This is a genomic window from Acinetobacter sp. B-6 (assembly GCF_056930735.1).
The window spans coordinates 100,456-110,149 of record NZ_JBXPBY010000016.1 but is presented as its reverse complement, the minus strand read 5'-3'; the positions used below and the strand labels follow the sequence as shown (position 1 = coordinate 110,149).

The 9,694-nt window shown below is 38.7% G+C and carries 7 protein-coding genes; 2 read left to right on the top strand and 5 right to left on the bottom strand.

The annotated features are described in order from the left end of the window. Nucleotides 1-63 precede the first annotated feature (63 nt). Entirely contained in the window at nt 64-768 is a 705-nt protein-coding gene (locus tag AC1Z3T_RS17820; RefSeq protein WP_100884915.1) for an SIMPL domain-containing protein, read from the bottom strand. Between the two features lie 502 nt (nt 769-1,270). Here AC1Z3T_RS17820 and AC1Z3T_RS17815 point away from each other — a divergent pair. Both AC1Z3T_RS17815 and AC1Z3T_RS17810 read left to right on the top strand, forming a co-directional pair. After that, entirely contained in the window at nt 1,271-2,644 is a 1,374-nt protein-coding gene (locus AC1Z3T_RS17815; protein ID WP_004831411.1) for a diaminobutyrate--2-oxoglutarate transaminase, read from the top strand. Between the two features lie 3 nt (nt 2,645-2,647). Then, nucleotides 2,648-4,180 carry a pyridoxal phosphate-dependent decarboxylase family protein gene (locus tag AC1Z3T_RS17810; protein WP_100884916.1) on the top strand — a complete coding sequence of 511 codons (1,533 nt, stop codon included), beginning with the start codon at nt 2,648-2,650 and terminating at the stop codon, nt 4,178-4,180. Between the two features lie 417 nt (nt 4,181-4,597). Here the strand turns inward: AC1Z3T_RS17810 and AC1Z3T_RS17805 are convergent, their stop codons facing one another. From AC1Z3T_RS17805 to mutS, 4 genes are all read right to left on the bottom strand, one after another. Continuing rightward, nucleotides 4,598-5,317: a D-Ala-D-Ala carboxypeptidase family metallohydrolase gene (locus AC1Z3T_RS17805; RefSeq protein WP_004831408.1), complete on the bottom strand. Its 720-nt coding sequence runs from the start codon at nt 5,315-5,317 to the stop codon at nt 4,598-4,600. A gap of 140 nt (nt 5,318-5,457) precedes the next feature. Next, a complete protein-coding gene (gene fdxA, locus AC1Z3T_RS17800) occupies nt 5,458-5,781 on the bottom strand; it encodes a ferredoxin FdxA (RefSeq protein WP_004831407.1) in 324 nt (107 codons plus the stop codon). A gap of 339 nt (nt 5,782-6,120) precedes the next feature. Further along, a complete protein-coding gene (locus AC1Z3T_RS17795) occupies nt 6,121-6,657 on the bottom strand; it encodes a GNAT family N-acetyltransferase (RefSeq protein ID WP_058968364.1) in 537 nt (178 codons plus the stop codon). Between the two features lie 141 nt (nt 6,658-6,798). Then, nucleotides 6,799-9,453 (bottom strand): DNA mismatch repair protein MutS, encoded by a 2,655-nt coding sequence (mutS, locus tag AC1Z3T_RS17790; RefSeq protein ID WP_151713749.1) that lies wholly within the window; start codon nt 9,451-9,453, stop codon nt 6,799-6,801. Nucleotides 9,454-9,694 lie beyond the last annotated feature (241 nt).

The following is a 9,694-nucleotide window of genomic DNA, read 5'->3' as shown; positions in this document are numbered from 1 at the left end:
TAAGCACGGTTTCTATCAATCTGATTTTTTCTATGAATCTGATTTAAAGTTAAATCAACGAGATTATTTAAACTGGATAGAACCATTGGCATTTACTGTGATCTTCGACTCACCAGCAGCCATATTTTGTCCACCAGCATCGGCAGCTTCAAACTTAGCCATAGATGCACGTGCGGCATAAATCGGTTGTGGATAAGAGTTGCTGGTATTGATGTTGATATTCACCAAGTTATAAGACGATTTGTTCCATGCTTGCGTTAAAATTTGCGCACGTTGCTGGAAGTTTTTCGAAGCTTCAACCATTAATTCATTTTCAACTTTCTTACGTTGTTCATCAGAGACTGTGAAGTTGATAGACTGGGTTTGGAAGCTGTTTTGCAATTCATTGATTAGTTGGCTTGCTGCTTTAAAGTCTTTACTTTCAATTTGGATTTCAGCACGACCACGCCAATCTTTTAACTTTTGATTGTCATTGTCATATACAGGATAGGTGGTTTGTGAACCTGTTTCGACTTTAACTTGTGGATATTTTTTAGAGATCGCAATGGCTTGATTCATTAATTGAGTGATTTGTGCGGAAAGCTCGGCAGGCTGTTTGTTGGTTTTTTCAATAAACAGTACGGCATGCATTTCATCATTAGACACTTGACGTGTCGCATCTGCTTGAACATTTACGATGTTGTAGTTTAGCGAATCATTATCAGCTGCCATTGTCATTGTGCTCAGTGTAGTTCCCAGAAGTAAAGTGGTTAAAGCTAAGTAACGCATAAGTCATCCTTAAAAATTGTTTGATTAAATTTTATGACCAAAAGATATATTGTATAAATTGAATCTGTTTTTGATGATAATGGTAGTTTGTGGAAAAACTATGGCGGATTTTGTGGTGCATTTGTAATAATTTACATAGAAATTGCAATAATGTTTTATTTAAAAATTTTTTAAAATGAATTATTTACGCACTTATAGAATATTGGATTTGTATAAGATCGTGTCTTATAGGTAAAGTGATTTTAATTGTCTACTTTTCTTTGCTTTGTCACATAGTATGATAATAATACTTGAACTGGATTGAGCTAAATGTTTTTTTCGATAAATGGAGAGTAGATAAGTACATAAAAGTTATTTATTTTCTTGTAAAAAACTGTATTATCGCGCTCCTAGTTATGAATATTAAAAGCTCTCTAACTAGATTTCTATAAAGCACCGAGTCAAAGGACCACAAGTCACCCGACTTATTTCTTTCAACCCATATCAGAGATGGTAATTCGATATGAGCGTTACTTCTGTAAATCCTGCTGCCACTTCCACAAACGAATACTACTTGACTCGCCAAAGTCAGATGGAATCGAATGTTCGTAGTTATCCACGTAAATTACCGTTAGCGATAGCGGAAGCACATGGTTGTTGGGTTACCGATGTTGAAGGTACAAAGTACCTCGATTGTTTAGCTGGGGCAGGAACATTGGCTTTAGGCCATAACCATCCTGCGGTGATTAAAAGTATTCAAGACACTTTAGCAAGTGGTTTACCTTTACATACTTTAGATTTAACAACGCCTTTAAAAGATGCTTTTACTGAAGCACTACTTGAACAACTCCCAGGTGGAAAAGAAGAGTATTGTCTACAGTTCTGTGGTCCATCTGGTGCAGATGGTACAGAAGCAGCGATTAAGTTGGCAAAAACATATACTGGTCGTAGTACTGTGATCAGTTTCTCTGGTGGTTACCATGGTATGACACATGGTGCACTAGCGATGACAGGTAACTTATCTGCTAAAAATGCGGTGAATGGCTTAATGCCAGGCGTACAATTTATGCCATATCCGCATGAATACCGTTGCCCATTGGGGATTGGCGGTGAAGCAGGTGTAGATGCCCTTACCTATTATTTCGAGAACTTCATTGAAGATGTCGAAAGCGGTGTGACCAAACCTGCTGCTGTAATCCTTGAAGCGATTCAAGGTGAAGGTGGTGTTGTGTCTGCACCTGCAAAATGGTTGCAAAAAATCCGTGAAGTGACTGAACGTCATAATATCGTATTGATTTTAGACGAAGTTCAAGCAGGCTTTGCACGTTCAGGTAAAATGTTTGCCTTTGAACATGCAGGTATTGAACCTGATGTTGTGGTGATGTCAAAAGCAGTCGGTGGTAGCCTACCATTGGCTGTATTAGGGATTAAACGTAAGTTTGATGCTTGGCAGCCAGCAGGTCACACGGGGACTTTCCGTGGTAACCAACTTGCTATGGGTACTGGTCTTGCAACGATTAAAACAATCAAAGAGCAAAATCTGGCGAAAAATGCACAAGAACGTGGTGATTTCTTACAAGCTGAATTGAAAAAATTAGCTCAAGAATTCCCATGTATTGGTAATGTTCGTGGTCGCGGTTTGATGATCGGTGTTGAAATTGTGGATGAGCGTAAGCAAGCAGATCATATGGGTTCGCTTCCTGCTGATTCACAATTGGCAGCTGCAATTCAAACAGCATGTTTTAACAATAAACTATTGTTAGAAAAAGGCGGTCGCAGTGGTACGGTGATCCGTCTACTTTGTCCGTTGATCATTACTCAAGAAGAGTGTGAAGATGCAATTGCGCGCTTTAAGAAAGCTGTTGCAGAAGCTCTTGTTGCAGTTCGAGGCGCTTGATTTATGGTAGATTTTGCAGAACATCGTAAAGCGTTACTCTGCAATGATGCTCAATCTATTGCTGACTATGAGTCAGCAATGGCTGAGGCGACTAAAGCAGTCGCAGCATGGTTGCAAAACGATAAAATGTACACAGGCGGAAGTATCAAAGAACTTCGTGAAGCGATTTCTTTTGCGCCGTCTAAACAAGGTTTAGGACTTCACCAGTCGCTTGAACGTATGGTTGAACTTTTCCTTAATAAAAGTTTAAAAGTACATCACCCACATTCTTTAGCACATTTGCACTGTCCAACGATGGTGACCAGTCAAATTGCTGAAGTGCTGATTAATGCCACAAACCAGTCAATGGACTCTTGGGATCAAAGCCCAGCAGGCTCATTGATGGAAGTTCAATTAATCGATTGGTTGCGTCAAAAAGTAGGTTATGGTACAGGTCAAGCAGGGGTGTTCACTTCTGGCGGTACACAGTCTAATTTGATGGGTGTACTGTTGGCGCGTGACTGGTGCATTGCCAAGAATTGGAAAGATGAGGATGGTCGTCCTTGGTCTGTTCAACGTGACGGTGTTCCAAACGAAGCGATGCGTAATGTCAAAGTGATTTGCTCTGAAAATGCACATTTCTCTGTTCAAAAGAACATGGCGATGATGGGCATGGGCTTTCAGTCGGTTGTGACTGTACCTGTCAATGAAAATGCACAGATGGATGTCGATGCGCTAGAAAAAACCATGGCGCATTTACAGGCTGAAGGCAAAATTGTTGCTTGTGTTGTTGCGACTGCTGGGACAACCGATGCTGGTGCGATTGATCCATTGAAAAAAATCCGTGAAATCACCAATAAATATGGCGCGTGGATGCATATCGACGCAGCATGGGGTGGTGCACTGATCTTATCAAATGATTACCGTTCAATGCTTGATGGCATTGAATTGTCTGATTCGATCACCTTAGACTTCCATAAGCACTATTTCCAAAGTATTTCATGTGGTGCGTTCTTGTTGAAAGATGAAGCGAACTATCGTTTCATGCATTATGAAGCTGAATATTTAAATTCTGCTTATGATGAAGAGCATGGTGTACCGAACTTGGTGTCTAAATCTCTACAAACAACACGTCGTTTTGATGCGTTAAAATTGTGGATGACGATTGAAAACCTAGGTGAAGAGCTTTATGGTTCAATGATTGATCATGGCGTTAAGCTTACCCGCGAAGTGGCAGATTACATCAATGCTACTGCTGGTTTAGAAATGCTGGTTGATCCTCAATTTGCATCGGTGTTGTTCCGTGTGGTTCCAGAGAATTATCCTGTGGAATTACTGGATACATTGAATCAAAACGTTGCAGATGAATTATTTGCACGTGGTGAAGCCAATATTGGTGTGACTAAAGTGGGGCAGGTTCAATCTTTGAAAATGACCACTTTAAGCCCAGTTGCAACTTTAGATAACGTGAAGAATCTTCTTGCTTTGGTATTGGAAGAAGCAGATCGTATCAAAGCAGCAATCGCTGATGGTACATATACGCCTGCAATTGACTAGGTTTAAACTGTGTTGATTGAAATGAAATAGACTTTGTTTATTTCAAAAACGCCCGATGAATTTCATTGGGCGTTTTTTATTTAAGAGTGTTTCGATCTAAAATATAGTCAACCTGTCAAAGAACTCAGACGCAAGAATATAATCTCTTTTAATTAAATCAATTCCCTGTAAGAATAAATTATTTGCTTGTAAAGAAGCTTGCAATGCCACACCTTGCATTCAAAGTTTAAATACCTCCACCCAACGGCGACATCCATGTCACCCCACGGTAGGGTAACCATCTAGAACCTAAAAGCACAAAAAACGAATTGATAACCTAGTTTTTAAAGTTCATACAGAAACATAAGCTTCATTTATGATCAAATACTTGGTCATAAAAAAGAGATCTTATCGATCTCTTTTAAATTGAACCTTGACTTAAAAATTACACATTGAGCTATTACGGGTCAAGTCAGGTCCCCAAGTACGATAACCTTGAGTATCAATATGGATTTGTCCTGAAGCATATAGACCTAAGCCCATGTTTAAGCTTTGACCGTACTGTGACCAAAATTGACACAGTTTAAACTTGGTGTGTTCAATATAAGCATAATCTTCAGGTTGAGGGTTTTCAGGACCGATACGAAAATCGATGGCTGAATTAAATAAATGACGTGAAGAGCCAGCGCCACCCGCACATTGATTCAATGGTAGGTCACGATAAACTGAAGTAACCGTAAAGTCTGTTAAAACTTTGGATGCAACCAGATATTTGAACACTTTCAATGTCGGTAATTGATTATTCCATAGCTCTCGACTTGGAATCATATATTCTGATTTACCGCATTTTTCCCAATCCCGTGCAGTTTTAAATAATTCAAAACTTGGAATAATATTTCCTGCATTGTTTTGTTCAAGAAAACGTTCATAACCACGCGCACGAGACTGGTTGTCACCATACATTAACCATTGACGATAAGAGGCGGGCATGGTCTTTTGTGGGATTGGTCGTTCAATCGTAATTTTTTCTTCAGGAATATAAATACGTTGACCATGCGGTGTGCTAATTGTTGGATTCTTTTGAGGGGAAGATGTACATCCGGCCAGAATCATTGTAGTAACACCGACAGCAAGTAGACCTTTCAAAATAAATTTCATTCTCAATATTAGCTAAAGCAAGTAACGGAGTATTCTAGTCTAGTTTAGGTTGGGTATTATGAATAAATTGCAAATAAATGTATAAATTACATATTTAAATGCAAAAAAGATCAGCCTAAGCTGATCTTTTAGAACAGTACTTATTTCTCTAAGTACTGTAATTTATCTGGCTTACCATTCCATTCTTCACGATCTTCGGGTTGATCGCCAATTTGGGTAATGTTAGGCCATTTTTGTGCAAGTTCAGCGTTTAATTCAATAAAGACTTCTTGACCTTCAGGTAATTCATCTTCTGAGAAAATTGCATTTGCAGGGCACTCAGGTTCACATAATGCACAGTCAATACATTCGTCTGGGCTAATCACAAGGAAATTCGGACCTTCATAAAAACAGTCTACTGGACATACTTCTACGCAGTCTTGATATTTACACTTAATACAATTTTCAGTGACAACAAAGGTCATGGCGTCAGCTACCTAAAAATATGGTTCTAATTAATAATGGTGTATTTTAGGGAAAACGCGACAAAGTAACAATTGCTTTTATTGATATTTAATATAGAAGAACCTGCTGAATCAATTTTTTTTATAGTAAGAAGGTTTATTTTGTGATGTATTCCTCATTTATGTGAGTATGAGTAATAATTATAGAGAAAGTATTGTTAAAAAAATGCTAAGCATATTAAAAATAGGGCATAACTGTAATATTGAAAAAACACAAAAATTATTTTATTGCTTGAAAAATAAACCGAACCTGCTGTCTGTTTAGACTGAATGATCGTTAACTATATTTCTCTATATGGACTATTCGCTGAGATTGTAGATTAAATGGATATCCTCAGGTTCTAAAGACCAGAGTTGATGATCAGGTTTTTCTAAAAGCTTTGCACCTTGCTTGAGATAAAAATCGACTGTGCGTTGAGTGGGCGTTGCTGAAATATAGAGTTGTTTTGCACCTAATTTTTTTGCTGATGTGATGGCTGTTTGCATTAACTGACTGCCAATGCCATGACTTTGATGATGGGCATCTACATAAAAATATTGCAGTAGTTTCGCTTGAGGATAATCAGTAATTTTTTGATTTGATACGACCTGAACTGCGATGAGTTGGTTTGACGGAGTAAAGCCACCTATGCAAATTGCACCTTGTTGGCAAAGATGTTTGATCAAAGGTGGGTCATTTTCTAGATGATACTGATCCCAACACTGAACATCATAAAAGCAGTCAATACGCTGAAGTTGTTGGCTGTGTTGTAGATACATATGTGTGATTAACTCTTTTCGATCAATCTGTTGCCAAATTAAATCAATCTCAGCGTATTGTAATGGTCTAAAGGAAATCTTAATTTTACAGCCCTCAAATCGGTTTTAATGACTTTTTATACATCAGAACTTTATGTTTTTGAATTTAGATAATCGGTTTACTTGTAATACATTTTTCCAGAACCCGCTTAAATAATAAACAGGTCCTGGGATATTGGTCTATGACTTTAAAGCAGCTTTCAGTGCATACAATTGTTCAAGTGCTTGGCGAGGAGTTAAATCATCTAGGTCGATATTTGCCAAAGTATCGAGCACTGGAGAAGGTTTAATAATTTCAATGACTTTTTCAATTTCAATAATCTGCTCCTGTGTTTCAGGTTCAGGTTGGTCAACATTGGCAAATAGATCATTTTGTACAACGGATTGCAATTGTTGCTGTTGTTGCTTCTCTAAAATTTTTAAGCGTTTTTGTGCTTCTTTAATCACCCCAGCAGGAATCCCTGCAAGTTTTGCAACTTGTAAACCATGGCTTTGACTGGCAGGACCTTGCTGTACTTTATGCAATAAAATCAAATTACCATTCAATTCTTTAGCAGTGACGTGATAATTATCAATTGCGACTTCTTTTGATAATTCGGTTAATTCAAAATAATGGGTTGCGAATAAACATAAGCATTTGATGCGTTTGGTTAAGTCGAGTACACATGCCCAAGCCAGTGACAAACCATCATAAGTACTTGTACCCCGACCAACCTCATCCATCAGCACTAAAGACTGATTGGTGGCATGGTGCAAAATTTGAGAGGTCTCAGTCATTTCAACCATGAAGGTAGATTTCCCTGTAGACAAATCATCTGCAGAACCAATACGGGTAAAGATACGATCTATAGGCCCTAGTTTTGCAGCTTTTGCAGGAACGAAACTACCGCAATAGGCAAGTAGACTGATCAATGCGGTTTGACGCATAAAGGTCGATTTACCTCCCATATTCGGTCCAGTAATGATTGCCATACGATGATTAAAATCGAGTTGAGTATCGTTCGGTGTAAATGGCGTTTTACTTAATGATTCGACCACAGGATGACGACCAGCAGTAATTTTAATGCCGATCTCGGGGCTATATTCTGGTCGATTCCAATTGTTTAAACGTGCTTGATGCGCAAAGTTAGCCAATAGGTCAATATGTGCAATGGATGCACTCATCATTTGCAAATTGGCAATGTCTGCTCTTAATTCATCTAACAACATTTCAAAGAGTAGCTTTTCTCTAGCCAATGCTCGAGATTCACTGGAAAGCACTTTGTCTTCAAAGGATTTTAACTCTGGCGTAATGTAACGCTCAGCATTTTTCAAGGTTTGGCGACGTATATAATGTTCAGGTGCTTGTTCTGCCTGAGCACGGGTGAGTTCAATATAGTAGCCACTCACACGGTTATAGCCAATTTTTAAGGTGTTGATTCCTGTTGTTTCACGTTCTTTAATTTCCAGATCAATTAAAAATTGCCCTGCATGATCACGGATTTTACGAAGTTCATCTAATTCAGTATCAAAGCCTTCTGCAATGACATTGCCATCACGCAATAAAACAGGTGGATGCTCAACAATGGCTGACATTAAACGTTGGTGCAATCCATTAAAATCACCCAATTCTTCATTTAATTGTCCAATTAATTTAGATTGTTGAGTATTGAGAATGGGTTGCAGGGCATGCCTTAAAAATGGGATTTGGGCGCATGCCTGACGCAGTTGTACCAAATCACGTGGACGAGCACTTCCAAGAGCGACTCGACTTAAAACACGCTCAATATCTCCAATTTCTTTAAGCACTAAACGTACAGGCGCTTCATGATAACCTTTGAGCAATGTATCTGTGGCGTCTAGACGCTCATCGAGTATTTGTGTATCGCGTATAGGTTGCATTAGCGTACGTGCAAGCAATCGGCTGCCCATTGCAGTTTGGCAATCATTGATCAAACTAAATAATGATGTTCCATGTTCAAAGAGTGGATCAATAATTTCTAAATTACGACGTGTGACAGGATCGAGCGCAATGAAATCAGAACTTTGTTCTAACTTAATTGAACGAATATGCGGTAATGCCGTTTTTTGAGTTTCTTTCGCATAATGAAGTAAGGCAGCAGCTGCGGCTTTAGCCAGCGGTAAATGATCAATCCCAAAGCCAGAAAGTGTGGAAACAGCAAACTGATCACATAAGGTTTTTTGTGCATTATTTAAATTAAAATCAACATTAGGGCGTTTGGTGATTGGACACTCAATTTGTTTTTTTATTTGCTCAATAATATTCGGGTCGACAATGTCTTCATCGACTAGAATTTCACTTGGCATTAATCGTGCCAGTTCAATCGCTAAATTTTCAGATTTAAAATCTTGCTGCTGTACTTTAAAAATACCTGCACTTAGGTCAAGTAAGGCGATACCGATTTGATTTTGCTGAAAGCATAAGGCAACAAGATTGGAGGATTGTGTTGCCGTCAATAAGGCATCATCAGTTAACGTTCCTGGTGTAATGATTCTGACTACGCCGCGTTCAACAGGTCCTTTTCCTGTGACTTCACCAATTTGCTCACAGATCACCACCGCTTCGCCTTTTTTGACTAGACGAGCCAAGTAGCCTTCAGCTGCATGATAAGGTACACCCGCCATTGGAATAGGTTCGCCGTTGGCTTTCCCTCGGTGCGTAAGCGTGATTCCAAGCAGTTTGGCAGCTTTTTTTGCATCATCAAAGAACAGTTCGTAAAAGTCGCCCATGCGATAGAACATTAATGAATGTGGATGCTGCATTTTTACTTTTAAATATTGCTGCATCATTGGCGTGTGAGAAGATAAGTCAGCCGTTATTTCTGTGTTATTCATGTACATGAAATCCCTGAATTTAAGCAAAAAATATAAATCTAAAAAAGCCTGGCCGTCTAACCGAATCCAATTTTTCTGAGTGAATGAGAACTAATCAAAGCGGAAGTATACCTTGAAGTGTACTTGTGATTGTTGAAATTAAATCAACAAAGGGGAGACGATTAGCTCAATTTCTCTAAGCTCCATCTTAGCAAATTGAGGAGGATTAATAAAAAATAATCCTGAGATGAGTGAGGAAATA